This window comes from Streptomyces sp. NBC_01460 (assembly GCF_036227405.1).
GTDB lineage: Bacteria > Actinomycetota > Actinomycetes > Streptomycetales > Streptomycetaceae > Streptomyces.
In genome coordinates this window covers 4,417,835-4,442,593 of record NZ_CP109473.1, presented here as the reverse complement: position 1 = coordinate 4,442,593, position 24,759 = coordinate 4,417,835, and the positions used below count along the sequence as shown (strand labels likewise).

Annotated in this window: 20 protein-coding genes, 4 tRNA genes, 1 other RNA gene and 2 pseudogenes; 14 read left to right on the top strand and 13 right to left on the bottom strand. The window is 71.3% G+C overall.

Features of this window, described 5'->3' with window-relative positions; all coding sequences use genetic code 11:
* Positions 1 to 38: 38 nt before the first annotated feature.
* From OG488_RS19825 to purS, 5 genes are all read right to left on the bottom strand, one after another.
* Positions 39 to 863 carry a M23 family metallopeptidase gene (locus OG488_RS19825; protein WP_329231027.1) on the bottom strand — a complete coding sequence of 275 codons (825 nt, stop codon included), beginning with the start codon at positions 861 to 863 and terminating at the stop codon, positions 39 to 41.
* 29 nt (positions 864 to 892) lie between these two features.
* On the bottom strand, positions 893 to 1,420 hold the full coding sequence (locus OG488_RS19820) for an ArsR/SmtB family transcription factor (protein ID WP_329231025.1): 528 nt from the start codon (positions 1,418 to 1,420) through the stop codon (positions 893 to 895).
* Positions 1,421 to 1,525: 105 nt separating this feature from the next.
* Positions 1,526 to 3,775, bottom strand: coding sequence for a phosphoribosylformylglycinamidine synthase subunit PurL (gene purL / locus OG488_RS19815; RefSeq protein ID WP_329231023.1), 2,250 nt, complete (start codon positions 3,773 to 3,775; stop codon positions 1,526 to 1,528).
* Complete coding sequence (gene purQ, locus OG488_RS19810; RefSeq protein WP_329231022.1) at positions 3,772 to 4,452, bottom strand: phosphoribosylformylglycinamidine synthase subunit PurQ; 681 nt, start codon at positions 4,450 to 4,452, stop codon at positions 3,772 to 3,774. Before purQ ends, purL begins: the two co-directional genes overlap by 4 nt.
* The gene (purS, locus tag OG488_RS19805) at positions 4,449 to 4,700 is read right to left on the bottom strand and encodes a phosphoribosylformylglycinamidine synthase subunit PurS (protein ID WP_329231020.1); all 252 of its coding nucleotides are present in this window, start codon (positions 4,698 to 4,700) and stop codon (positions 4,449 to 4,451) included. Before purS ends, purQ begins: the two co-directional genes overlap by 4 nt.
* Positions 4,701 to 5,087: 387 nt before the next feature.
* Between purS and OG488_RS19800 the strand changes: the two genes are divergently transcribed.
* The 8 genes from OG488_RS19800 (at position 5,088) to OG488_RS19765 (ending at position 9,779) form a co-directional block, all read left to right on the top strand.
* The gene (locus OG488_RS19800) at positions 5,088 to 5,423 is read left to right on the top strand and encodes a histone-like nucleoid-structuring protein Lsr2 (RefSeq protein WP_329231018.1); all 336 of its coding nucleotides are present in this window, start codon (positions 5,088 to 5,090) and stop codon (positions 5,421 to 5,423) included.
* A gap of 152 nt (positions 5,424 to 5,575) precedes the next feature.
* Positions 5,576 to 5,647 (top strand) — tRNA-Gly (locus tag OG488_RS19795).
* A gap of 79 nt (positions 5,648 to 5,726) precedes the next feature.
* Positions 5,727 to 5,799, top strand: a tRNA-Gly gene (locus tag OG488_RS19790).
* Positions 5,800 to 6,044: 245 nt separating this feature from the next.
* Entirely contained in the window at positions 6,045 to 7,007 is a 963-nt protein-coding gene (locus OG488_RS19785) for an ABC transporter ATP-binding protein (protein WP_329231016.1), read from the top strand.
* The gene (locus tag OG488_RS19780; RefSeq protein WP_329231014.1) at positions 7,004 to 7,774 is read left to right on the top strand and encodes an ABC transporter permease; all 771 of its coding nucleotides are present in this window, start codon (positions 7,004 to 7,006) and stop codon (positions 7,772 to 7,774) included. The genes OG488_RS19785 and OG488_RS19780 overlap by 4 nt, the downstream gene beginning before the upstream one ends.
* Positions 7,775 to 7,804: 30 nt before the next feature.
* Positions 7,805 to 9,061 carry a sensor histidine kinase gene (locus OG488_RS19775; RefSeq protein WP_329231012.1) on the top strand — a complete coding sequence of 419 codons (1,257 nt, stop codon included), beginning with the start codon at positions 7,805 to 7,807 and terminating at the stop codon, positions 9,059 to 9,061.
* Positions 9,058 to 9,681 (top strand): response regulator transcription factor, encoded by a 624-nt coding sequence (locus OG488_RS19770; RefSeq protein ID WP_329231011.1) that lies wholly within the window; start codon positions 9,058 to 9,060, stop codon positions 9,679 to 9,681. The genes OG488_RS19775 and OG488_RS19770 overlap by 4 nt, the downstream gene beginning before the upstream one ends.
* Positions 9,682 to 9,703: 22 nt before the next feature.
* A tRNA-Gly gene (locus OG488_RS19765) sits at positions 9,704 to 9,779 on the top strand.
* Between the two features lie 40 nt (positions 9,780 to 9,819).
* On the opposite strand, the gene OG488_RS19760 is transcribed toward OG488_RS19765, so the two are convergent.
* The 6 genes from OG488_RS19760 to ffs all read right to left on the bottom strand — a co-directional run bounded on the left by OG488_RS19760 (position 9,820) and on the right by ffs (position 18,517).
* On the bottom strand, positions 9,820 to 10,746 hold the full coding sequence (locus OG488_RS19760) for a phosphoribosylaminoimidazolesuccinocarboxamide synthase (protein ID WP_329231009.1): 927 nt from the start codon (positions 10,744 to 10,746) through the stop codon (positions 9,820 to 9,822).
* Between the two features lie 128 nt (positions 10,747 to 10,874).
* Positions 10,875 to 12,338 (bottom strand): N,N-dimethylformamidase beta subunit family domain-containing protein, encoded by a 1,464-nt coding sequence (locus OG488_RS19755; RefSeq protein ID WP_329231008.1) that lies wholly within the window; start codon positions 12,336 to 12,338, stop codon positions 10,875 to 10,877.
* Positions 12,339 to 12,556: 218 nt separating this feature from the next.
* A complete protein-coding gene (locus OG488_RS19750; RefSeq protein ID WP_329231006.1) occupies positions 12,557 to 14,284 on the bottom strand; it encodes a hypothetical protein in 1,728 nt (575 codons plus the stop codon).
* 445 nt (positions 14,285 to 14,729) lie between these two features.
* Positions 14,730 to 15,983: a phosphoribosylamine--glycine ligase gene (purD, locus tag OG488_RS19745; RefSeq protein WP_329231004.1), complete on the bottom strand. Its 1,254-nt coding sequence runs from the start codon at positions 15,981 to 15,983 to the stop codon at positions 14,730 to 14,732.
* Positions 15,984 to 16,104: 121 nt separating this feature from the next.
* Positions 16,105 to 18,342: a DNA polymerase III subunit gamma and tau gene (locus tag OG488_RS19740; RefSeq protein WP_329231003.1), complete on the bottom strand. Its 2,238-nt coding sequence runs from the start codon at positions 18,340 to 18,342 to the stop codon at positions 16,105 to 16,107.
* Positions 18,343 to 18,422: 80 nt separating this feature from the next.
* An RNA gene (gene ffs / locus OG488_RS19735) (signal recognition particle sRNA small type) lies at positions 18,423 to 18,517 on the bottom strand.
* Positions 18,518 to 18,639: 122 nt separating this feature from the next.
* Here ffs and OG488_RS19730 point away from each other — a divergent pair.
* The 5 genes and pseudogenes from OG488_RS19730 to OG488_RS19710 form a co-directional block, all read left to right on the top strand.
* Positions 18,640 to 18,727: transfer RNA gene (locus OG488_RS19730), tRNA-Ser, on the top strand.
* Between the two features lie 77 nt (positions 18,728 to 18,804).
* Positions 18,805 to 19,741, top strand: a pseudogene (locus tag OG488_RS19725) (IS1380 family transposase); the annotation flags it as partial.
* Between the two features lie 468 nt (positions 19,742 to 20,209).
* Positions 20,210 to 20,425: a type II toxin-antitoxin system VapB family antitoxin gene (locus OG488_RS19720; protein ID WP_329231001.1), complete on the top strand. Its 216-nt coding sequence runs from the start codon at positions 20,210 to 20,212 to the stop codon at positions 20,423 to 20,425.
* Positions 20,422 to 20,844, top strand: coding sequence for a PIN domain nuclease (locus OG488_RS19715; protein ID WP_329231000.1), 423 nt, complete (start codon positions 20,422 to 20,424; stop codon positions 20,842 to 20,844). Before OG488_RS19720 ends, OG488_RS19715 begins: the two co-directional genes overlap by 4 nt.
* 255 nt (positions 20,845 to 21,099) lie before the next feature.
* A pseudogene (locus OG488_RS19710) lies at positions 21,100 to 21,724 on the top strand (phosphorothioated DNA-binding restriction endonuclease); the annotation flags it as partial.
* An 88-nt stretch (positions 21,725 to 21,812) separates the two neighbouring features.
* On the opposite strand, the gene OG488_RS19705 reads toward OG488_RS19710, so the two are convergent.
* Positions 21,813 to 22,532, bottom strand: coding sequence for a hypothetical protein (locus OG488_RS19705; protein ID WP_329230998.1), 720 nt, complete (start codon positions 22,530 to 22,532; stop codon positions 21,813 to 21,815).
* A 300-nt stretch (positions 22,533 to 22,832) separates the two neighbouring features.
* Positions 22,833 to 23,333 carry a DUF4234 domain-containing protein gene (locus tag OG488_RS19700; protein ID WP_329230996.1) on the bottom strand — a complete coding sequence of 167 codons (501 nt, stop codon included), beginning with the start codon at positions 23,331 to 23,333 and terminating at the stop codon, positions 22,833 to 22,835.
* A 273-nt stretch (positions 23,334 to 23,606) separates the two neighbouring features.
* Between OG488_RS19700 and OG488_RS19695 the strand changes: the two genes are divergently transcribed.
* On the top strand, positions 23,607 to 24,731 hold the full coding sequence (locus tag OG488_RS19695; protein WP_329230994.1) for a hypothetical protein: 1,125 nt from the start codon (positions 23,607 to 23,609) through the stop codon (positions 24,729 to 24,731).
* The last annotated feature ends 28 nt before the right edge of the window (positions 24,732 to 24,759 follow it).

Genomic DNA, 24,759 nt, shown 5'->3' with positions numbered 1-24,759 from the left:
GGCCCCCCGTACGACGACAACGCGTGACGCCGGGCAAGTTACCAGCCGTCGCCGACGGTCTCACCGGCGGCGAAGACCTCGCCGTTGGCCGGTACACCGATGCCCCGCCAGGTGAAGGGGATCCCCCGCGCCACGTCGAGATCCGGATGGTCCATCAGCTGGAAGTGCACATGCGGCTCGGTGGAGTTGCCGGAGTTCCCGCAGTGGGCGAGCAGTTGTCCGGCCCGTACGGTGTCGCCGGCGCGCACCCGGAGGGACCCGCGCCGGAGATGGGCGTACGCGGCGTACGTCCCGTCTCCGAGGTCGAGGACGAGGTGGTTGCCGACGATCCAGCGGGCGCCCGCCATGTCGCGCAGGGACGCCTCCACCAGCATCAGATAGGCCAGCGCCGGGCCGGAGTTCCTGCTGAGGTGGTCACGCCGGCCGTCGCTCGCGTGTACGACGGTGGCGTCGGCCACCGCGAGGAGCGGCGCGCCGAAGGCCGGGAAGTCGCGGTTGGGCCGGGCGACCGGCCAGAGCCACCGAAAGGGGGGACGGCTTCCCTCCTCGGGTTCGGCGACGATGTCGATGGCGTACGTCTGCCCGTAGCCGTGGGTGCCGTGGCTGGGGACCTTGTCGGCCGGGCTGTTGAGCGCGGTCCAGCGCCCGGTCACCGGCGGGCCGACCTCGACGGCCGGCCGGTCCGCCGCGAGGTCCGCACGTCTGCGGCCCACCAGGAGGCCGATGAGGATCGCGGCCGCCGCGGGCACGAGGACCAGCCCGTACGGGACGAGCCGGTCGGCGACGAGGTCGGCCACCAGCAGCGCGACGAAGGCGAGCCAGCAGAAGCGGTAGAGGATCATCGCGGCCTTGCGTGCGGACATGGGGTCCCCCTCGTTCTCGGCGTGCGGTCTCAGGGCCGGGCGGCCGTGAGCACCACCAGGAGCGGCACCACGCGCGGGCCGGGCACCTCGTAGCGCCCGCGCCCCGTGGTGTGCAGCCAGCCCGCGCCGGTGAGCAGGCGCAGATGGTGGTAGATCTGGCCGGTCGTGCCCGTGTCGTCCAGCTCGGCCAGTTCGGCGGCCGTACGCCGGCCGCCGAGGATCTCGCGGAGCAGCCGCAGCCGGATCGGGTGCCCGAGCGCGGCCAGGGGTTCGGCGGCTTCCGCCCAGTCGGGACGGTCCTCCTCCGTGCTCCCCAGGAGCCCCGTGGTGAGGGCCCCGTACTGCCACTCGTGCCGTTCGCCGGCCGGCAGCCTCACCGCGCCCGTGAACAGCACCCCGCCGTCGGCCGCGGCCTCCCCGACCTGCTCGAGCTGGTCCTTGAGCCCGTCCAGCGCCCAGAAGTCCCCGACCCCCAGCTCCGGCTTGCCGCTCCCGGCAGCCGACTCCAGCACCGCGAGGCGTCGCTCCAGTTCGGCGACGCGCTCCTCGAGCTTCATGACATCCACCTTACGTAATTACGTAATCTTGATCAACAGGTACCGCGGGAACGACGGAGCCCCCGTCCGGTCGACCCGGACGGGGGCTTCGGTACAGGCAGAAACCTAGGCGAACAGACCCTCCAGGGTCCCCTCGTGCGCCGTGCGCAGCTCGCTCAGCGGGATGCTGAACTCGCCCTGGACCTCGATCTCCTCGCCGTCCACGACACCGATCCGGGCGACGGGCAGGCCCCGCGCACCGCACATGTCGTTGAAGCGGAGCTCCTCGCTGCGGGGGATCGACACGACCGCGCGGCCCGCCGACTCCGAGAACAGGAAGGTGAACGCGTCCAGCCCGTCCGGGACGACCAGCCGGGCACCCTTCCCGCCGCGCAGGCAGGACTCGGTGACCGCCTGGATCAGGCCGCCGTCGGAGAGGTCGTGCGCCGCGTCGATCATGCCGTCGCGGGAGGCCGAGATCAGGATCTCGCCGAGCAGCTTCTCGCGGCCCAGGTCGACCTTGGGCGGCATCCCGCCGAGGTGCTGGTGGACGACCTCGGACCAGGCGGACCCGCCGAACTCCTCGGCGGTGTCGCCCAGGAGGTAGAGCAGCTGGCCCTCTTCGGCGAACGCGACCGGCGTGCGCCGGGTGACGTCGTCGATCACCCCGAGGACGGCCACGACCGGCGTCGGGTGGATCGCCGTCTCGCCGGTCTGGTTGTACAGCGAGACGTTGCCGCCGGTCACCGGCGTCCCCAGCTCCAGGCAGCCGTCCGCGAGACCACGGGTGGCCTCGGCGAACTGCCACATGACGTCCGGGTCCTCGGGCGAACCGAAGTTCAGGCAGTCGGAGATGGCGAGCGGCTTGGCGCCGGACGCCGCGACGTTGCGGTAGGACTCGGCCAGCGCGAGCTGCGCGCCCGTGTAGGGGTCGAGCTTGGCGTACCGGCCGTTGCCGTCGGTCGCCATCGCCACGCCCAGGTTCGACTTCTCGTCGATCCGGACCATGCCGGCGTCCTCGGGCATCGCCAGCACGGTGTTGCCCTGCACGAAGCGGTCGTACTGGTCGGTGATCCAGGACTTGGAGGCCTGGTTCGGGGAGCCGACCAGCTGGAGGACCTGCTCCCGCAGCTCCGCGCCGTTCGCCGGACGGGCCAGCTTCCCGGCGTCGTCGGCCTGCAGCGCGTCCTGCCAGGAGGGCCGCGCGAACGGCCGGTGGTACGTCGGGCCCTCGTGGGCCACGGACCGCGGCGGTACGTCCACGATCTGCTCGCCGTGCCAGAAGATCTCCAGCTGCGAGCCCTCGGTCACCTCACCGATGACGGTGGCGATGACGTCCCACTTCTCGCAGATCTCCATGAAGCGGTCCACGTGCTGCGGCTCGACGATCGCGCACATGCGTTCCTGCGACTCGCTCATGAGGATCTCCTCGGGCGAGAGGGAGGAGTCGCGCAGCGGCACGGTGTCCAGCTCGACGCGCATGCCGCCGGAGCCCGCGGAGGCCAGCTCGGAGGTGGCACAGGAGAGCCCGGCGCCGCCGAGGTCCTGGATGCCCGCGACGAGCTTCTCCTTGAAGATCTCCAGGGTGCACTCGATGAGGAGCTTCTCCTGGAACGGGTCGCCGACCTGCACGGCGGGGCGCTTGGTGGGCTTGGTGTCGTCGAAGGTCTCCGAGGCCAGCACGGAGACACCGCCGATGCCGTCGCCGCCGGTGCGGGCGCCGTAGAGGATCACCTTGTTACCGGGCCCGGAGGCCTGGGCCAGGTGGATGTCCTCGTGCTTCATCACGCCGATGCAGCCGGCGTTGACGAGCGGGTTGCCCTGGTAGCAGGCGTCGAAGACGACCTCGCCGCCGATGTTCGGCAGGCCGAGGCAGTTCCCGTAGCCGCCGATGCCCGCGACGATGCCCGGCAGGACCCGCCGGGTGTCGGGGTGGTCGGCCGCACCGAAGCGCAGCGGGTCGACGACCGCGATCGGGCGGGCACCCATGGCGAGGATGTCGCGGACGATGCCGCCGACGCCGGTGGCCGCGCCCTGGTAGGGCTCGATGTACGAGGGGTGGTTGTGCGACTCCACCTTGAAGGTGACCGCGTACCCCTGGCCGACGTCGACCACACCGGCGTTCTCGCCGATGCCGACGAGCATCGCGTCGTTGGCGGGGACCTTCTCGCCGAACTGCTTGAGGTGGACCTTGCTGCTCTTGTAGGAGCAGTGCTCGGACCACATCACGGAGTACATGGCGAGCTCGGCGCCGGTGGGACGGCGGCCCAGGATCTCGCGGATCCGGGCGTACTCGTCCTCCTTGAGGCCGAGCTCCTTCCAGGGCTGTCCGGCGTCCGGGGTTTCGGCCGCGTGCTTGACCGTGTCCAGGCTCATGCGTTGACCAGCTTCTTGATGATCGAGGTGAAGAAACCCAGGCCGTCGGTGCGACCGGTGCCGATCAGCGGCTCGACGGCGTGCTCCGGGTGCGGCATCAGACCGACGACGTTGCCCGCGGCGTTGGTGATGCCGGCGATGTCGCGCAGCGAGCCGTTCGGGTTGACGTCGGCGTAACGGAAGGCGACGCGACCCTCGGCCTCCAGCTCGTCGAGCGTGCGCTCGTCGGCGGTGTAGCGGCCGTCCACGTTCTTCAGCGGTACGGAGATCTCCTGACCCGCCGTGTAGTCCGAGGTCCAGGCGGTCTCCGCGTTCTCCACCCGCAGCTTCTGGTCGCGGCAGATGAAGTGGAGGTGGTTGTTGCGCAGCATCGCGCCGGGCAGCAGGTGTGCCTCGGTCAGGATCTGGAAACCGTTGCAGATGCCGAGGACCGGCAGACCGGCCTTCGCCTGCTCGATGACGGTCTCCATCACCGGCGAGAAGCGCGAGATGGCGCCGGCGCGCAGATAGTCGCCGTAACTGAATCCGCCCGCCAGGATGACCGCGTCGACCTGCTGGAGGTCCTTGTCGCGGTGCCACAGGGATACGGGCTCGGCACCCGCGATCCGCACGGCCCGCAGGCTGTCCTGGTCGTCGAGCGTGCCGGGAAAAGTGACGACGCCGATACGGGTGGTCACTTCTCCTCCTCCACCGTGACGGTGAAGTCCTCGATGACGGTGTTGGCGAGGAAGGTCTCGGCGATCTCGTCAATGCGGGCGAGGGCGGCGTCGTCGACCGGCCCCTCGACCTCGAGCTCGAAACGCTTTCCCTGGCGAACGTCCGCGATTCCGTCGAAGCCGAGACGGGGCAGTGCGCGCTGCACAGCCTGTCCCTGCGGGTCGAGGATCTCCGGCTTGAGCATGACGTCGACTACGACGCGTGCCACTGGCACTCCCGATGTGGTGTGGTGCGGCTGTGTCTCCGAGGGGTTCCCCAGATCCCCGCGGGTCCACTCAGCGTACCTGGCCTGAAATTCTACGCGGGTAGATATCCACCGGCCCCGATCACGCCGAGATATCGGGCCGCGACGGCCCAGGGGAAAGTCCTGGGAAAAAAATCTTCACGCTGATTGCACGCGGGCACACGGAGGCAACACGCGGATGCAATTGGCCGGGCTTCACAATGCGGCTCCCGCCGCTGTACAAATGAATACCGGGGAAAGCACGATTGTCCCGGAACAGTCGACATGGTCGATCCGTATCCGCCCAGCCGCCGGAAGGCCGGCATCAGCGCATGTCAGGCGCGACGGTGCCGCAGGAAAGGACCGATATCCGTGGCTCAGCAGGTCGTGGTCACACTCTCCGACGACATCGACGGGGGAGAAGCGGCGGAAACGGTCACCTTCGCCCTGGACGGGAAGTCGTACGAGATCGATCTCAACTCCGCCAATGCAAAGAAGCTGCGCAAGACGCTGGCGCCGTACGTTTCGGCCGGCCGAAAGCAGACAAATAGCGGCAAGCGCGGCAAGAACCCGGTGGCGTACCACCACACATCCCTCGCGCCCGATCCGGCCGCCGTGCGCGCCTGGGCCCGCTCGCACCGGATGGAGGTGCCGGCCCGCGGCCGGATCCCCAAGAAGGTCTACGAGGCGTTCGACGCCGCCAGTTGAGACCGGCGCCCGGAATGTTCCGTTCTGGTACGACGCCCGCAGGCGCCGGGGACGACACCTCGGGGAGCCGACTTGCACAACACCCCTGCAGGTCGGCTAGAGTCTGGAGCACGCCGAAGGGCAAGGCCGAAAAGCCGGGTCCGACGCAGCGTGCGGGTGTAGTTCAGTAGTAGAACATCCCCCTTCCAGGGGGAAGGCGCAGTGTGCAATTCCTGTCACCCGCTCTGCACTGCCTTACCGGGCCACTCAGTGGATCAGGTAGAGTAGTGAGCGCTCCACCGGTGAAAGCCGAGTGGCGGCAATGCGGACGTAGCTCAGTTGGTAGAGCGCAACCTTGCCAAGGTTGAGGTCGCCAGTTCGAACCTGGTCGTCCGCTCGTGATTCAAAGGCCCCGGTCGATATCGACCGGGGTCTTTGACGTTTCCCGCTGCCGATGACCATTCCGGCCGGCCACAACACCCCTGGCGCCGACGGCCTTTCCGGCCGCCCACCGCGATCACGGTCGCCCACGGCCGTTCCCGTGAGTGACGACCCTCCCGGCCACCGACGCATGACGTTTGTCATGAGCAGTGATGACACCGCGCACTGCCCGCGCCCTCCGGCGGGCGGAAGTCTTGAGCCATGACCAACGACGAATTCCCTCCGGCCGGCACCGGGACACCCGGCGCCGTGATCGAGGCGACCGGGGCCCGGCGGTCCTACGCGGGAGGCTTCGAGGCGGTGCGCGGGGTCTCGTTCTCCGTGGGACGCGGTGAGCTCTTCGCCCTGCTCGGGACCAACGGAGCCGGGAAGACCTCCACCGTCGAACTGCTCGAAGGACTGGCCCGCCCCGACAGCGGTACGGTCCGCGTGCTCGGTCACGATCCCTGGCGCGAGCGGGCAGCCGTGCGGCCCCGCACCGGCGTGATGCTCCAGGAGGGCGGCTTCCCCTCCGACCTGACCGTCACGGAGACCCTGCGGATGTGGGCCGGCTGCACCAGCGGGGCCAGGCCTCCCGGCGAGGCGCTCGACCTGGTGGGCCTCACGGCCAGGGCCGGGGTCCGGGTCAAACAGCTCTCCGGCGGGGAGCGCCGCCGTCTCGATCTGGCGCTGGCCCTGCTCGGCCGGCCGGAGGTCCTCTTCCTCGACGAGCCGACGACGGGGCTCGACGCCGAGGGCAGGCGTGAGACATGGCGGCTGGTACGGGAGTTGCGGGACGGTGGCACGACCGTCCTGCTGACCACGCACTACCTGGAGGAGGCCGAGGCACTCGCCGACCGGCTGGCCATCATGCACCAGGGGCGGATCGTCACCTCGGGCACGATCGCGGACGTGACCGCGGCCCGGCCCGCCCGGATCCGCTTCGGGCTCCCGGAAGGAGTGTCGGCGCATCAGCTCCCTCCGGCGCTGCGCGGGGCCACGGACGGCCGGCACGTCGACATCCGCACGCGGCCGCTCCAGGAGTCGCTCCACGAACTGCTGCGCTGGGCCCGCGAGTCGGGCGTGGAGCTGCGGGGGCTCGACGCACGCTCCGCCTCCCTGGAGGAGGCGTTCCTCGAGATCGCGAAGACGCACACGGAGGCGGAGAAGGTGACGGCGGCATGACGGGAACCACGGTCGCGGGGCGGCTGGGAGCACTCGGGCGGGCCGAGGTGACGCTCCTCGCGCGGAACAGGACGGCGGTGTTCGTCGCCCTGCTGATGCCGGCGGCACTGATCCTGGTGATGAAGTCCACGCTGGAGCAGATCGATCTCGGCGGATCGGGAGTGACCGTCGCCGGGGCGTCCCTGAGCGGTGGCATCGGCATGGTGCTGCTCCAGGTCGTCTACATGAACCTCGTCGCCGCCTATGTGGCCCGGCGCGAGGAGCTCGTCCTGAAGCGGCTCCGCACCGGGGAGGTCTCCGACCACGAGATCCTCACCGGTACGGCGCTCCCGGCGGCGCTCCTGGCCCTCGTCCAGTGCGTACTGATCGTGGTGGCCGGCACGTACGCCTTCGGCCTCTCGGCGCCGCGACGGCCCGGCCTGCTGATCCTCGGACTGCTCCTGGGCCTCGTGCTGATGGCCGTGCTGGCCGCGGCGACGTCCGTCCTGACGCGCTCGGTGCAGACCGCCCAGCTGACCACGCTGCCGCTCTTCCTCGTCTCGCTGCTGGGCTCCGGGCTCTTCGTGCCGCTGGAGATCCTCCCGGACCTGGCCGCGTCACTGTGCGAACTGCTGCCGCTGACGGGGGTGATGACGCTCGTCCGGGCGGGCTGGCTGGGCGGTGCGGCGGGCGGCGACGTGTTCGGCGCGCTCATGACGGCCCTGGTCTGGACGGGGCTCGCGGTGTTTGCTGTGCAGCGGTGGTTCCGATGGGATCCACGTGACTGAGCCCGACGGGCCGGGAGGGGGACGCGCGAGGTGCGGGGACGGATCCGGAGCTGGAAGGGCCGAAGCGGCTTCGACAAGATCGATCTCTATACGCGCGGCTCCCTGCACTTCCTGGTGTGGATGTCGCTCGTGTGCCCGGTGCTGCTGTCGGTGACGCGACCGGTACGGCATTCCGGCGCACCCGTCTGGCTGATCGGCGGAACGGTCCTTGCCGCGGTCGCTCAAGGCCTCTGTTCCGTCCCCCTGCTGGCCGGGGCCCTGCAGAGCTACCTGGGACGCCGGGCAGTCGGACCGTCGCTGCCGGCGCTCGGTGGAGCCCTGATGCTCGCGCACACGGCTGGTCTGCTGGCACTCGGGGCGTACGCCGGGCCGGAGGAGTTCTCCGAGCTGCCGCTGGCCCTGGCCTCGGCGACCCTGCCGCTCACGGCCTCCCTCGTCCTGCTCGCCCCCGTGTGGGCGCCCCCGGTGGCCCTGACCGCCGTGGCGGCGGGGGTGAGCGGGGGTGTTTCGCTGGCCGGCGGAGACGGGGCCCTCGTCCTCCAGACCTTTCTGGGGGTCTGTTTCGGCACCGGACTGTTCGCCGTCACCATGCGTCTCTCCGCCTGGACCCTGGACGTGATGGCGAAGCTCCGCGACGCCCAGGACGTGGAGACCCGGCTGGCCGTCGCGGAGGAACGGCTGCGGTTCGGACGGGACATGCACGACGTGCTGGGCCGGAATCTGGCGGTGATCGCCCTGAAGAGCGAGCTGGCCGTGGAGCTCGCGCAACGCGGAAAACCCACGGCCCTGGACCAGATGGTCGAGGTGCAGCGCATCGCGCGCGCCTCCCAGCAGGAGGTCCGCGACGTCGTACGGGGCTACCGGGAGGCCGACCTCGGTACGGAACTCCTGGGCGCCCAGGGCGTCCTGCGAGCCGCCGGCATCGCTGTCGCCGTGCACGGCGACAGCGGGCAGCGGCTTCCCGCCGCGGTGCAGTCCGCCCTCGGCTGGGCCGTACGGGAGGCGGCCACCAACGTGCTGCGGCACGGCGATCCCCAGCGGTGCGCCATCCGGCTGGAGACCGCCCGGGACGGGGTCCGCCTGGTGGTGGAGAACGACGGGGCGATCCCGGGGAAGGCCGTCCTCCCCGGCGGTGGATCCGGGCTCAACGGGCTCCGGGAACGGCTCGCCGCCGTCGGCGGCTCACTGGAGGCGGGACCGACGGGCGACGGCCTCTTCCACCTGACCGCCGAGGTCCCGCTGCCCTCACCGCGGAAGCCCGCACACCCCCCGCTGGAGACACGATGACGCCCGCCCCCGAGACCGTCCGCGTCCTGCTCGCCGACGACGAGCACCTGATCCGGGGCGCGCTGGCCGCGCTCCTCGCTCTGGAGGACGACATCGCCTTGGTCGCCGAGGCGGCCACCGGCCCCGAGGCGCTCGCGATGGCCCTGGCACACCGGCCCGATGTGGCCGTCCTGGACCTGGAGATGCCGGGCGCGGACGGTGTGAAGGTCGCCACATCGCTGCGGGACGCGCTGCCCGGCTGCCGGACCATGATCGTGACGAGTCACGGCCGGCCGGGGAATCTGAAACGGGCGCTGGAGGCGGGCGTCCGCGCGTTCGTCCCGAAGACCGTCAGCGCCCGGCGGCTGGCCGAGATCATCCGTACCGTGCACGCGGGGAACCGATACGTGGACCCGGAGTTGGCGGCCGACGCGATCTCCGCGGGGGATTCCCCGCTGACCGCCCGTGAGGCCGAGGTGCTGGAACTGGCGGCGGACGGGGCGCCGGTCGCGGAGATCGCGGAGCGGGCGTCGCTCTCGCAGGGAACGGTGCGCAACTACCTGTCGGCCGCCGTCTCCAAGCTCGGTGCGGAGAACCGTCATGCGGCGGTGCGTCTCGCACGCGAGAGAGGTTGGGTATAGTAGGCACCGCGCTACGGCGCACGCGGACGTAGCTCAGTTGGTAGAGCGCAACCTTGCCAAGGTTGAGGTCGCCAGTTCGAACCTGGTCGTCCGCTCCAGAGAGAAGGCCCCGGTCCTCAGGACCGGGGCCTTCTTCCGTCACACGCCCCGGTCGGGCCAGCCGGTTCCGGTCAGAAGCTCGTACGCGTCCAGGTACTTGGCCCGGGTGGCGTCGACGATCTCCTGCGGCAGCGGCGGGGGCGGCTGCTCGCTGCGGCGGTCCCAGCCCGAGGCCGGCGAGGTCAGCCAGTCACGCACGAACTGCTTGTCGTACGAGGGCTGCGCCCTGCCCGGCTCCCAGCTCTCCGCCGGCCAGAAGCGCGACGAGTCCGGCGTCAGCACCTCGTCCGCGAGGATCAGCTCCTCGCCGCCGTCCGCGGTGGGCGCGAAGCCGAACTCGAACTTCGTGTCGGCGAGGATGATCCCGCGCTCACGGGCGATGTCCCGGGCACGGCCGTAGACGTCCAGCGTCGTACGGCGCAGCACGGCCGCCGTCTCGGGGCCGACCTCGCGGGCGACCTCCTCGTACGAGACGTTCTCGTCGTGATCGCCGACCGCGGCCTTCGTGGCCGGGGTGAAGATCGGGCCCGGGAGCTCGGAGCCGTCGACGAGACCCTCCGGCAGCCCGAGGCCGCAGACCGTACGGGTCGCGTCGTACTCGACCAGGCCGGAGCCGGTCAGATAGCCGCGCGCCACGCACTCGACGGGGACCATCCGCAGCGAGCGGCAGACCAGGGTGCGGCCGGCCCAGTCGGCGGGCGCCCCGGAGGGGAGCTCGGTCGACAGCACGTGGTTGGGGACGAGATCGGCGAGCTGGTCGAACCACCACAGCGACAGCTGGGTGAGCACACGGCCCTTGTCCGGGATCTCGGTGGGCAGGACCCAGTCGTACGCGGACATGCGGTCGCTGGCGACCATCACGAGGTCGCCCGCCTCGTTCCGGTACAGGTCGCGCACCTTGCCGGTGTGCAGGTGGGTGAGCCCCGGCACCTGCACGGGCTCGGGCTTTTCTACGAAACCGGACACGCTGCCTCCGCGTAGGTTGATCCAGGAGTCGTTCCGATTGTCCCGCATGCGGAGGGGCCGCGACGACAGGGGTCGCCCGCGTCGGGCCCTGGGTGGACCGCCGGTCCCGCCCCCTGCGTACCCAGGGCTCAGTCGCGCTTGCAGATCCGGTCGAGCAGGTTGGCCGTGGCCCTCTGGATACGGGAGTCGACGTGGCCGGGGCGGTCCAGCGCCGGGGACCAGGCGAAGGTGCCCGAGGCGAAGACGAGCGCACCCGACGGGGCGCGGTACAGCGAGGTCTCCTGGTGCCGGGTGGCCCCGTCGCCGTCGGCGTACGGGGAGTGCGCCAGCAGCATGCGGCTCTCGTGATCGGGCAGCGCCGTACGCGGGAAGTACCGGTCTGCCTCGCCGGCGACCAGCCCGTCGATCTCGTCGCCCTCGGCCGCGCCGGTGGCCTCCCAGAGCCAGTGCGAGGCGTTCCGCACGACCAGGGGGTGGGGGTCGGGGACCCGGCCGGCGTACTGGATGCCGAGGAGCTGCTGCTCGGGGCGGTCGATCTCGCGCCAGAGCGCGGACTTGCCGGGGCCTCGGCGCTTGCGGCAGGTGAGCAGGCGGTCGGGGACGCCGGAGGCCGACGGACCGAGGCCGACCTGCCAGTACATGGTGTTGGCCGAGAGGAAGACGAGCGAGGTGCCGGTGTCCCTGGCGAGCTCGGTCGTACGCCGCATCGGCACCGACCAGTACTCGTCGTGGCCGGGGAAGACGAGGCCCCGGTAGCGGCTGGGGTCCACACGCCCGGCGTGCAGGTCGCGGGCGTCGGCGTACGCGAGGTCGTAGCCGTAGCGCTCGGCCCAGCGGATGAAGTCGTAGGCGTGGCCGACGTGGAGGGGCAGGCCCGCGCCCGCGTAGGGGCGGTCGAAGGAGAGGGTGACGGCGGCGTCCTCCTCGCCGAGCAGCCTGCCCTGCTCGTCCCAGGCGTGGTAGAGGCTCGCGCCGGTGCGGCCGTCCTCCGGGTACAGGTTGTAGGCCTGCCAGGTCACGTCCGGGAGCAGGAGCAGCAGGTCCGCCGGGCGGTCGTCGCGGACGGTGAAGGGGACGTGCGAGCGGTGGCCGTCGGCGGTGGTGAGCACGGCGACATAGGCGCCGACCGACCAGTAGCTGGGGATCTGCAACCGCCAGGAGAGCCACCAGTGATGGCAGGAGACCGTCCGCTCCGCGGCCATCGGCCCCGGCTGGACGATGCCGGAGAGACGCGGACTGGTGGTGATCTTGGCGGCGCCGTCGCCCGCGTAGTGCCCGATGCGGTAGACGTCCACGGAGAACTGCTGGGGCGGGTCCACGGTGATGTGGAAGTCGATCGCCTCACCGGGCGCCGCCGCGCCGGGGGACACGAAGCCCTTGATCTGCTGGTGCACGTCGTCGGCGGTCCGCGTGCCGCCTCCGACCCCGCCGCGGCCGAGGTCGGGGTCGGCGTACCAGGGGACGACGTGACCGGTGTCGTCGAAGTAGTTCTCGCTGCCTCGCAGCCAGGGCAGCGGGCCCTGCCCGAAGGGGTCGCTGACGGCGTGCGCGAGGGCACCCGATTCCCATCGCCGGATCTGCTCCGCCCCCATCCCGCACCCCTCCCTCGTCCCCCGACACATCTGATGCGCCGGACGCCGACGCCAGCCCCAGCACATCACATTACGCACGCGCTCCGTTACCGTTCGTCGCGAATTGATGTGCACGGAGCCCGATCTTCCGCGTATTGAGGGGATATACGGGACATTTCACCATCCAAGTGAACGGACGACCGTTCAACTCGAGGGGACTGTCGCCCCGGAAGCCCCGCTCAACCCAGGCGTACGGGTTTGTCGGTGCGCACCCCTACCGCGGTGAGCCAGGAGAGCAGCGGCTCCGCGTCCCCGTCCTCGACGAGGGTGAGCACGGGGGCGCCCAGGTCGGACCTGCGGCCGCCGTCGACCAGCAGGGCGGGGCCGTCGAGCCAGTCGAGCCCGGGCGCGGCCCCCGCCGTGTCCACGGCGGCGCAGCACACCATCGCGACGACATGGTCGGTGAGCAGCTCCGTACCCGTACGCGGCGGCTGGAGGGGGAACAGCGGCAGCGGGACGGGCCCCCAGAGGTCGAGGGGGTCGGTGCCCGTCCCGGACGGCCCGCCGTCCGGAGCGGCTCCGCCACCGGCCCGGGGACGCGGCGTCGCCTTCTCCTCGTCTCGGGCGAGGGCGGCGCCGATGCCCGCCGCGAGCGCCTCGCTGTCGGCACCCGGCGTCGCCAGGTGGTCGATCACCCGCGCCAGGGTGGGGACCGCGGAGCCGTCGGCGCCCGCTGCGGCGGCCTGCGCCCCCACGGAGACGCTCGTGGCCACTCCCATGGCGTCGAGCACCCGGTGCAGCCGGGCGGCCTCCGTACGCCACTTCCGGTCCACGACCTCCTCCGGGTACTGCTGCCAGTCGACGGGGGACCAGCCCGGACCCGTCTCCGCCGGCCCGCCGTGGAAGAGACGGGCGGCCAGCAGCGAGGCCGCCTCGTCGGCCGCGCCCGGCTCCTCGATCAGATCGCAGGCGGGGCGCTCCCCCAGCCGGGAGGTGAAGCCCTCGGCGAGCCGGTCGCGCCGGGAGAGCTCCGTGAGCGCCGAGACGACGCCTGCGTCCAGCCGGGAGGGCCAGCGGCCCATCCGCCAGGCGGGCAGCGCGACCCGGGTCAGCAGCCGGTCCCAGCCCGCGTAGGCCAGCCCGACCTGCTCCTGGGCGACGATCCGCAGCCCGTAGTCCACCTCATGGGCGCGCCCCGACGCGGCGGCGGCGACACAGCGCTCCATCTCCGCCGCGTGGCCGCGACAGCCGCGCAGCATCACCCTGGCGATCCACCCCACGAAGGCCGAGGGGATCCTGCGTACGACGCCCTGCCCGGGCAGCGCCGCGTCGGCGACCGCGGCGTCCAGAGCGCGGACGAACCGGCGGGCGGCGGCTATGTCGGGATGAGCGGACGGCCCGGTGCCCGCGACGACCGGCGCCAGGACCGCTCTCAGCTCGGCGACCCTCATCCACCACAGGAAGGGGGAGCCGATGACGAGCACGGGCGCCGCCGGAACCCTGCGGCCCCGGCGGGCTCCGGCCCGCCCCTCGAGAGCGTCGGGCCGGGCGGCGGGGTGCGTACGGTCCTCCAGCCAGCTGTCGCAGTCCGGGGTCAGCGCTATGGCCGACGGCGCCGGGACGTCGAGCCGGTCGGCGAGGTCCCTGACCAGCCGATAGAGGTCGGGGGCGGCAGCCTCGGTGAGGGGCACCGTCGGGCTGACCGCGGGCCTCGCGCGCGCCACCGCGACGGCGACCGCCGCGGCGAGCAGCAGGACGACGACCGCGCAGGCCACCACCACCCAGGTGACCGTGGACCACACTCCCGGGCCGATGTGCCCCTGGGCGCCCGCGACGAGCAGCACGACGGCGACGCCCGCCGGCAGGATCGCCAGGGCCGTGGCTCTGCTGCGGATGCGCAGCAGAGCCACGGCTCTGGCCTGTGCTGCGTGCGCACCCAGCTCCTCAACCGAACCGGTACCGGACACGGCTGGACGTCACCCCCTCTGCCCCCGCGACGGTGTTGGTCACTCCCCCACTGTGGCACCCGTCACCGACATCGCAATGCCGGTGGGCCAAGTGCCGGAACGCTTGCGCCGCACCCTAGTTGGGCCCTCGGCGGGCGTCATCCGGATGGCCGAGCCGTCACCCGATGGAATGGCTTTGGGCAAAGCTGCTGACGGGTGGGCCCACAGGCGTTCGGTGATACCGCCGCCTTCGCGTCCCGGGGCCCACGTGGCCGCCGTCCCGGGGGCTCGGAGCCCGTGATTCGGGGCTCAGGGGCCGCCGTCCCGGGGGTCGGGGCCGCCGTCCCGGGGGTAGGGGGCCGCCGTCCGGGGGGCTCGGGGCCCGCCGTCCCGGTGGCTAGGGGGCTGCCGGACGCACCTGTGCCCGGCACCTTCCTTGAGGGCCGGGCACGGGGACGAGCGGGTGTCAGGCCTCGTCGGCGGCCTTACGGGCGATGTCCGTACGGTGCTGGGAGCCGTCGAGCCGGATCCGGCCCACCGCGGTGTAGGCGCGCTCCCTGGCCTCCGTGAGGTCCTTGCCGGTCGCTGTGACCGAGAGGACGCGCCCTCCGGCGCTGACGACGGCGTCGCCGTCCTGCCGGGTGCCGGCGTGCAGGACGAACGCGTGCGGCGCATCCTGTGCCTCGACATCCGCGAGGCCCTCGATGGGGTCTCCCGTCCGGGGCGTGTCCGGATAGTTGTGGGAGGCGATGACCACGGTGACGGCGGCGTCGTCGCGCCAGGTCAGTGCGGGGACGGTGTCCAGGGTGCCGTTGGCCGAGCCGAGCAGGACACCGGCCAGCGGCGTCCTCAGCCGCGCCAGGACGACCTGCGTCTCCGGGTCGCCGAAGCGGGCGTTGAACTCGATGACCCGGACACCGCGCGAGGTGATCGCGAGGCCCGCGTACAGCAGGCCGGAGAACGGTGTCCCGCGCCGGCGGAGCTCGTCGACGGTCGGCTGCAGGACGGTCTGCATGACCTCGTCCACCAGCTTCGGGTCCGCCCACGGGAGCGGTGAATAGGCACCCATGCCGCCGGTGTTCGGGCCCTCGTCGCCGTCCAGGGCGCGCTTGAAGTCCTGGGCGGGCTGCAGCGGCAGCACCGTGGTGCCGTCGGTGATCGCGAAGAGGCTCACCTCGGGGCCGTCGAGGAACTCCTCGATGACCACGCGGTCGCAGGCGAGGGCGTGGGCACGCGCGGCCCGGACGTCGTCCGTGACCACGACGCCCTTGCCGGCCGCGAGGCCGTCGTCCTTCACGACGTACGGCGCGCCGAAGGCGTCCAGCGCCTCGTCGATCTCGGCGGGGGTCGTGCAGACGTAGCTGCGGGCGGTCGGGACGTTGGCACCGGCCATGACGTCCTTGGCGAACGCCTTGGAGCCCTCGAGCTGGGCGGCCTCGCGCGAGGGGCCGAAGCAGGGGATGCCGGCCGCGCGCACGGCGTCGGCGACACCGGCGACAAGCGGTGCCTCCGGGCCGACGACCACCAGCTCGGCGCCCAGCTCGGTGGCGAGGCGCGCGACGGCGTCGCCGTCGAGCGCGTCGACCGGGTGCAGTTCGGCCACCTCTGCGATTCCGGCGTTGCCGGGGGCGCAGTACAGAGCGGTGACATCGGGGTCGAGGGAGAGAGAGCGGCACAGGGCGTGTTCGCGGGCGCCGCCGCCGATGACGAGGACCTTCACGGGGTGCAGCCTAGCCGCCGGGGGCAGGGCGCCTCGACGGGCGCCGCTCCGTGGACAGCCGAGGGGGGTCGCTGCCTCTCCCTGCCCCGGGGCAGGCGGGGCACAGCCGGTGCGGGGCCCGCTACTCGTTAGTGAATTCCTCGACGACCGTCGCACCCAGCTCGCGGACGATCAGGTCGTGGCCGGAGAGCGCGGAGTCGACCAGGTCGGGATCGTCCGCCTCCGCGGTGTCGTCCTCGGGTGCGACGTTCCGCGGCGGTTCCGGGGCCGCACGGTCGTACGAGGACGGCTCGGACCTCCCGGACCGCTCCGGCGGGGGCTGCGGGGAGGGCGGCGGTGTCTGCTGGACGGGGGCCGAGGGCCTGGGCTCGTACGACGGGGCCGAGGGCGCCGACGGGGGCTGGTACGGCGCGGCGGGAGGCCTGCCGCCGCCTCCACCGGCCTGCGGGGGCTGACCTCCGCCGCCCGAGGGGTCGACGACCGCGTCGACCCGCCACTTGGCGTTGAACTGCTCGGCGAGCGCCTGCTTGAGCACCTCTTCGCTGCCGCTGCTCGAGAACGTGTCACGGGCACCGGCGTTGAGGAAGCCGATCTGCAGGGTGCTGCCGTCGAAGCCGGTGACCTGGGCGTTCTGGCTGAGCAGGATCCACGTGAACCGGCGCCGGTTCTTCACGGCCTCGAGGATGTCGGGCCACATGTTCCGCACCTGCGCGGCGCCCTGGGCCATGTCCTGTCCGCCCGGCGCGGGCGCCTGTGCGGCTGCGGGGGCCGGTGCGGCCCGGACGGGGGCGGGAGGGGGCGTGGGCGCGGGGGCCTGGGGCACGCCGCTGCCGGGCGTGGACGCGGTGGGCCAGCCGCCGGGCCGGCGCGCCGCCTCGCCACCCCCGCTGCCGGCCCCGGCCGCGGCCGGCCAGGCTCCGGGGCGCTGACCGGCGGGCGCCGGAGGCTCCTGGGCCGGTGGTGCTGCCTGCTCCACGGCCGGCTGGGGCTGCTGGGCGACCGGGGGGGCCACGGGCTCCGCGGCCACGGGTACGGGCGGGGCGGCATCGGCGGGGGCACCGCCCGGCACCTCACCGCGGACCGCCGCCCGGGCCGCGGCAGGACCCCCGACACCCCCGGCGGGCATCCCGACACCGGGCCCATGGGCTTCGGGCCCCGGCACGTATCCCACGGCGGGACCGGGCCCGGCCGCGGCGAAGGACGCCCCACGCTCCAGCCGGTCGAGCCTGGCCTGGAGCGAACGCTCGTCGTCGAAGGCGGCGGGCAGCAGCACCCGGGCACAGATCAGCTCCACCTGCAGCCGGGGCGAGGTCGCCCCGCGCATCTCGGTGAGCCCCTCGTTGACCAGGTCGGCGGCACGGCTGAGCTCGGCGGCGCCGAACACGGACGCCTGGGCCTGCATCCGCTCGACGACATCGGCGGGCGCGTCGATGAGCCCCTTCTCCCCGGCATCCGGCACGGCGGCCAGGATCACCAGGTCACGGAGCCGCTCCAGGAGGTCGGCGACGAAGCGGCGGGGGTCGTTGCCGCCCTCGATCACCCGGTCCACGACCTCGAAGGCCGCCGCCCCGTCGCCGGCCGCGAAGGCGTCGACGACGGAGTCCAGCAGGGACCCGTCCGTGTACCCGAGGAGCGAGGTGGCCATGGCGTATGTCACACCGTCGTCGCCCGCGCCGGCCAGCAGCTGGTCCATGACGGACATCGAGTCACGCACGGAACCCGCTCCGGCCCGCACCACGAGCGGCAGCACACCGTCCTCGACGAAGCTGTTCTCCTTGCCGCACACCTCCGCGAGATAGCCGCGGAGCGTCCCGGGGGGAACCAGCCTGAACGGGTAGTGGTGCGTACGCGACCGGATCGTCCCGATGACCTTCTCGGGCTCGGTGGTCGCGAAGATGAACTTGAGGTGCTCCGGCGGCTCCTCGACCACCTTCAGCAGGGCGTTGAACCCTGCCGGGGTGACCATGTGCGCCTCGTCGATGATGTAGATCTTGTACCGGCTGGACGCGGGCCCGAAGAACGCCTTCTCCCGCAGGTCACGGGCGTCGTCCACGCCACCGTGCGATGCGGCGTCGATCTCGATGACATCGATGGACCCCGGCCCGTTGCGCGCCAGGTCCTGGCAGGACTGGCACACACCGCAGGGAGTGGGTGTGGGCCCCTGCTCGCAGTTCAGACAGCGGGCGAGGATGCGCGCGCTGGTCGTCTTCCCACAGCCTCGCGGCCCGCTGAACAGGTACGCGTGATTGACCCGGTTGTTCCGCAGGGCCTGCTGCAGCGGGTCAGTGACATGCTCCTGACCGATGACCTCGGCGAACGACTCGGGGCGATAGCGGCGGTACAGCGCAAGGGACGACACACATACGAGGTTATCGGGGCGGACCGACAACCGGTCCCGCCCGGGACCGGGCGCCCGGTGGGAAACCACACCCCGGACACGCAAGGGCCCCCCACGCACCCGCCAGAGCCAACCTACCCTTGCTGCCTTCCGGCCCTGGGGGAGTTCAGTCAGATAGCGCCACGTGAGGGGCTGACGCCCACCTTAGCCGATACCCGCCCCCCGTCGTCCACCCACTGCCCGCCCGGAGGAGGGCCGGGAACGATCTTTGGGGAACGTGTTCGCGAGCACCCTCCAACGTCTTGTATTGTTTGCCGCGGAGGATTCGCCTAGTGGCCTAGGGCGCACGCTTGGAAAGCGTGTTGGGGGCAACCCCTCACGAGTTCGAATCTCGTATCCTCCGCCATTGCTCTCACCGGGCAATACGTCGAAGGGCCCCACCGCTTGCGGTGGGGCCCTTCGGCGTGGGCTGGCGTGCAGTGCGGGGTACTCGTGCTGGCCTACTCCGAGAAGCAGGACGCCACCGCGACCTGGAAGAAGACCTTCGGACGCCACCCCCTGATGGGCTTCGTGGATCGGGGAAGCGGCGGGAGCGGTGAGCCGGTCGCCGGCCTGCTCAGACCGGGCAGCGCAGGCAGCAACACCGCCGCCGACCACATCACCACGGCTGGGCTCGCCCTGGCGCAACCGCCGAAGAAGTACCGGCGCGGAAGCCGGACGCTGATCCGTACCGACTCCGGCGGCGGCACCCACGAGTTCGTCGCCTGGCTCGCCCAGCGCGGACGATGGCTGTCGTACTCGGTCGGCATGACCATCACAGAGCAGACTCACCAGGCCGTCCTCAAGGTGCCCGCTCCGGCCCGGACGGCAGCGATCGAGCCCGGCGGCGAGATCCGGGACGGGGCGTGGGTCGCCGAGATCACCGGCGGCTGCCGCAAGGGCTGGCCGAAGGGAATGCGGCTGATCGCGCGGAAGGAACGGCCCCATCCCGGCGCCCAGTTGCGGATCACCGACGATGACGGACTGCGGCTGACCTGCTTCGCCACCAACACCACCGACATGCCGATCGCGGCACTGGAGCTGCGGCACCGCCAGCGGGCACGGACCGAGGACCGCATCCGGGCCGCGCGGGCCACCGGTCTGGGCAACCTGCCCCCTGCACGACACCGCGCGGAACCAGATCTGGCTGGAGATCGTCCAGCTCGCCCTGGACCTGCTGGCCTGGATGCCGATGCTCGCTCTGACCGGCGAAATCCGCAGGTGGGAGCCCCGCCGTCTCCGGTTCCGCCTTCTCTCCGCCGCCGCCCAGATCGTCACGACCGCCCGCCGCCGGCACCTGAGGTTCGCACGCCACTGGCCCTGGACCGACGTGATCACCGACGCCCTGGCGCGGCTCGAAGCTCTCCCGCACCCCGGCTGAGCAGCCAGTTCCCGTCCCTGCGAGCAGCATCACCCCGACCGGAGCCGTGGAACCCGGCGCCCACCCGACGCGACAGCCGGGCCATCAGCGTGCCCGCCACCGCCGAACAACCGAAACGGCCCGCCGAAGAGGCCGACGGACCGTCACGAAAGATCGAGGCTAACTGGCCATTCCCGGGATCCGAACCATGCACGACTTCGGTCAGCGCTTCTGGCGACGCCACTGCTCTCACCGGGCAATACCAAGAAGGCCTTGACCTGTTCCGACCGGTCAAGGCCTTCTTCGCGCGCCGGGACGGTACTGCCTGCACGTGATCACGAGCTGGGAGGAGTCACCGCCACTGCGCGATTCCGCAACATGATCCCGGCCACCGATCCACCTTCCCGGCCGCCCGCGACATCGACATCACCTAAGGCGCCCTACCAAGATATACTTGACTCCACAGTTGATATATCAGGAGGTACACGAGTGAGTCGAACAGTGATCGACCTGGACGACGAGCTGCTGGCCGACGTGGCTCAGGCGCTGGGGACCGGCACCAAGAAGGAGACCGTCAACACCGCTCTGCGCGAGGTGCTCGACAACCGCCGACGGGCTCTCGCTCTCACTCGGTTGCGGGCCGCAGCGGGCGAGGGCGCGTTCGATCTGAATGCCTTCGAGGAGAAAAGGGACTACCGGCGGTGAGCGCGGCGCAGTTCCTGATCGACACAAGTGCGCTCGCCCGATTCTTCCGCGACGACGCCGAACAGTACGGATGGGATCAGGCCGCCACAGCAGGGCTCATCGCGACCTGCCCCGTTACCGAGCTGGAGTTCTTCTACAGCGCCCGCTCCGCCGCCGACCGTGCGCGCGGCATCGAGGACATGCGGCTGCTGTTCGGCTGGGTGCCCGTCGATGACCGCGCGTACGACCGCGCCTGGCGGGTTCAGGAGCTGCTGACCCAACGCGGTCAGCACCGCAGTGCAGGAGCTGTTGACCTCGTCGTCGCCGCCACAGCGGAACTCCAGGGGTTGACCCTCCTGCACCGCGACCACGACTTCGAATGTATCGCCGCAATCACCGGTCAGGCCATGCAGTGGTACGGCCCGGTGTCCGGTAAATGAACGAGCGCCTGGTCTCAGTTCCGGTCTCATTCGCAGGTGTTCACCACAGTTCATCGAGCCTGTAGCCGCCGGCTCCGCCACAGGTCCTGACGCCCGCGACTGTTGCCGAACAGCCGAGCGAAGACTTGGAAAGCGTGTTGGGGCAACCCCTCACGAGTTCGAATCTCGTATCCTCCGCCATTGCTCTCACCGGGCAATACGTCGAAGGGCCCCACCGCTTGCGGTGGGGCCCTTCGACGTGGGCTCAGCCCTTTCGGTCAGGGCAGCCCTGGGACCGGGGTCAAGGAGCTACGCGCAACCGGCGCCGCCGGGCGGATGCCGCCGGAGCTCCGCACGGCGCTGCGACGGGAGCCGCCCTGCTCGGCCGCATGAGACGGGTACTGCTCGATCTCAGTTTCCGCCGTCGCTCCACGGTGAACTCTGCGAAGCCGTCGGCTTGGCGCCGGAGGAGGCCGAGAGCGGACCGAGCCCGAGCGCGCAGGCAGCGGGACTGGCGGATGCGGGACCTGGTCCTGACGGCTTACGAGTACCGGTGTGCCTTCTGCGGATACGACGGGAGGATCGGCGCGGTGCCGGTCGGGCTTGAGGCCGGCCATGCGCGCTGGTGGGTCTTCGATGGCCCGGACGACGTCGAGAACGGGCCGTGCCTCTGCTCACTGCACCACAAGTTGCTCGACCAAGGCGTGCTCGGTCTCAGCGAGAGCCACCGCGTTCTGGACTCACCGATCTTCGTCGGCCGCAGTACCTCCGCCCACGAGCACGTCATCGCATTCGCCGGCCGTCCGGTGATCGCCCCCAGCCGGGCGTCCGTCCGATCGCCGCCGACCACCCGTCCTGGCACACCAGTCAGCTCTTCCAGGGCAGGCCATGTTCCGCCTGACCGCCCGGAGCCGTGCACCTCGTCGGCACCGCGGCCTCGGAGCCACAGGGCGGACGATCACTCCCACACTCGTCCGGAGGAATCCGATTCAGCCTTGGGACGGCTGGACGAACTGAGCCCACGCAACGATCTTGGGCTTGGGCATGTAGCCACGCACGTCTTCCATTGAGAGCACCAGTGCCAACGGCTTGGCGGTGTCGAAGCGTCGATTGAGCTCCCTGGCGAACTCGGGGGAGAGGACCAGGGGTGCGGCCAAGGTGGCAAGGTAGCCGCAACCCGCCATCATGACCACGCGGCTGCGGGGCTCGAAGGGGTTGCAGGCGAAGACCACCAAGGCGTGATCCTCTTTGCCTTCGACGCTCCTCGTCTCGCCGAACGACGCGTCACCTTCTCTGGCCACGATCCGGTATCTGTCGTCAATGATCCGGAACTCGTACGGAGCGTCGAGCCTGTTGGCATAGGTCTCCCACACCTCGTTCATCGCGGGCCCGCCGATGACAACCACGTTGTCCTCGGCGTATGCGGCCATCCTGAAGGAGGACGAGCTCACGGTCCCCACCGAATGGATCTTGAGGTCGCGGGCAAGACTGAGACGGATGCTCATGGCTGCCAGGGCGTCCGCTTCCCAGAGCGCCTTTCCCCCGTTCACGCTGCCGACCACAGCGGTCACGGGCTTGTGCCTGTCGATCCTCCACAGACGCGCGACCGGACGGCTGTTCCGGTAGTAGGTCAGGAGATTGCGGGTCCCGTAACCGACGAGGAAGGCTATGAGCGACGCGGTCAGGTCGACCGCAAGATCAAGTGACACAGCGCGCTCCCCTCCGCTTCGACGTCCGAGCACCGGGCCGACGACACCCGGCCCGGTTCGTGCGGGCAAGCATGACCGACGAGGGCTGAGCTGAGAAGAGCGCTGCGGGCGGGGCGGTGTGACGACGACCGCCCGGCGCGCCGGAACCCTCCTGCTCCCCTGTGCGGCAACCGCTGCGGACTGCGATGCACGAGGGCCCGGCGACGGAGGAGGAGGACGGAGCGAGGCGCCCCCTGCCGCCGGTCCGTGCCGCCAGGGCACGGACCGGCGGCGGCGCCGTGATGTGGCGCTCTTCCGGAATCAGGCCGCGAGCGAGACCTCGGTGCCCGGGGCGGCGCCCGGGTAGGCCTCGACGACCAGGTTGAGCTGGCGCTGCATGTACCAGGTGTTCAGGCCGAAGACGAACGCCAGCCACATGCTCGCGGCAGGGCTGCACGTCACCGGCAGGCCGGCCGCGCGCTGGGCGTTCGCGATGGCCTTCCCGGTGTTGTTGAACGAGATCAGCGGAGCGATCACGGTCCAGCCCAGGAATATGAGGACCAGCACGCTGCCGCCCGGGCTCAGGGGCCTGCGCCGGTCGAACTCCTGCAGCTCCTTGTGGATCTTGAAGTACCAGACCAGCTGGTAGATCCCGAACGTGATGAGGGTCAGGCCGAGCCACACGGCGACGGGGCCGCGGCGCTTCATGGCCAGACCGGACAGCCTGACGTCGGGCGCGCCGGCGGCGGTCGGCTCGACGACGCCTCCGGCCGGACTCTGGACGCCCGGAACGGACGCGGTGGTGGGCTGAGTGTCAGCCATGTGAGGTGCTCCATCTGATGGTTCTGGTTTCAGCCGGAGCAGCATGACAGCAAGTGAAGACCCTGTGAAGGAAATTGGGTGTTCAGTGTTGATCCCGTCACGCTTTTGTGATCACTCATCCCCGGTACGCCGGTCGACCCGGGGCGCCACCACCACCTTGACCAGCCGCTACAACCATCGGACGTGACCAGGAGTCTGGCCCTTTGCCGACGGGCCACGGGCCTCGTCCGGCACTCGGGAAAGCGTCAACTCACCGTGAAGGAAAGCCCTCTGATGCTCGTACGGCACCTCATACGCTCCGCGGCCGTCTCGTCGGCTCTCGCCTCCACCCTGCTCGTGGCCGGCGGAGCGGGCGCGGCCGAGGCACCCGGCTGGGAGGTCTCCCTCTCCGGGGAGAGCTCCGCCGGTTCCCTGCTGTCCGTCTCCTCCGTCGACGACGACCTCGCGTGGGCGGTCGGGAGCAAGGCGGGCGCGGGCGTCATCATGCGCTGGGACGGCGAGCGGTGGGCCGAGGACACCGCTCCGGGGCTCCCGGCCGTCTGGCAGTGGTCGGCGGTGAGCGCCGTCTCCGCCGACGACGTCTGGGCCTACGGCTCGGTGGGCAGGGGCCAGGCGCTCGTGCACTTCGACGGCGAACGCTGGAACAGCGTCACCGCCGCCGGACCCGCCGACGACTCCTGGCCCGAGGTGCCGATCGACGCCGTCCCCGGGCGGCTCTTCAAGGGCGGGAACGCGCTCTACACGTACACCGGCGGCACCTGGAAGACCTTCGCGCTGCCCGCCCGCGTGGACATCAGGGACATCGACGCGATCTCGGCGGACGACGCCTACGCCACCGGGATGCAGTACCCGGTCAAGGGCGGCCACCCGGTGACGTACCACTGGGACGGCACCACGTGGACGCTGATGGACCAGCCGCCCGTGCGCGCCGGCACGGACACCGCCAAGATCGCCGCCGCGTCCCCCGACAGCGTCTACGTCGCCGGATGGGCCGAGGACCCCGATGTCACCGAACCCGTGCCGGGCGTGGCCCACTGGGACGGCTCCGCCTGGGAGGACATCACCGGGGCGCTCGCCACCTTCTACGTACGCGCCCTCGCCCCAGACGGCCGGGGCGGCCTCTGGGTCACCGGCAACGACCAGGCCGAACCCGCCCACGCGGACCCGGTCTTCTGGCACTACGACGGCACCACCTGGACGAAGGAGGCCGGGGGACCGGCACCCGACGGCGACACCCGGTGGCCCTCCTACACGTTCAACGACCTGGCCCCGGCGGGCGGCTCCGGCGGTTTCTGGGCGGTCGGCGAGTACTCCACACCGATGGACGCGCACGGGGACCAGACGGTCAACGGCCTGATCGAGCGGTCCACGGCGTCGCCGGAGGCGGCGGGCAGCTGAGGGCGCCCGGCCCACCGCCCCGGACCGG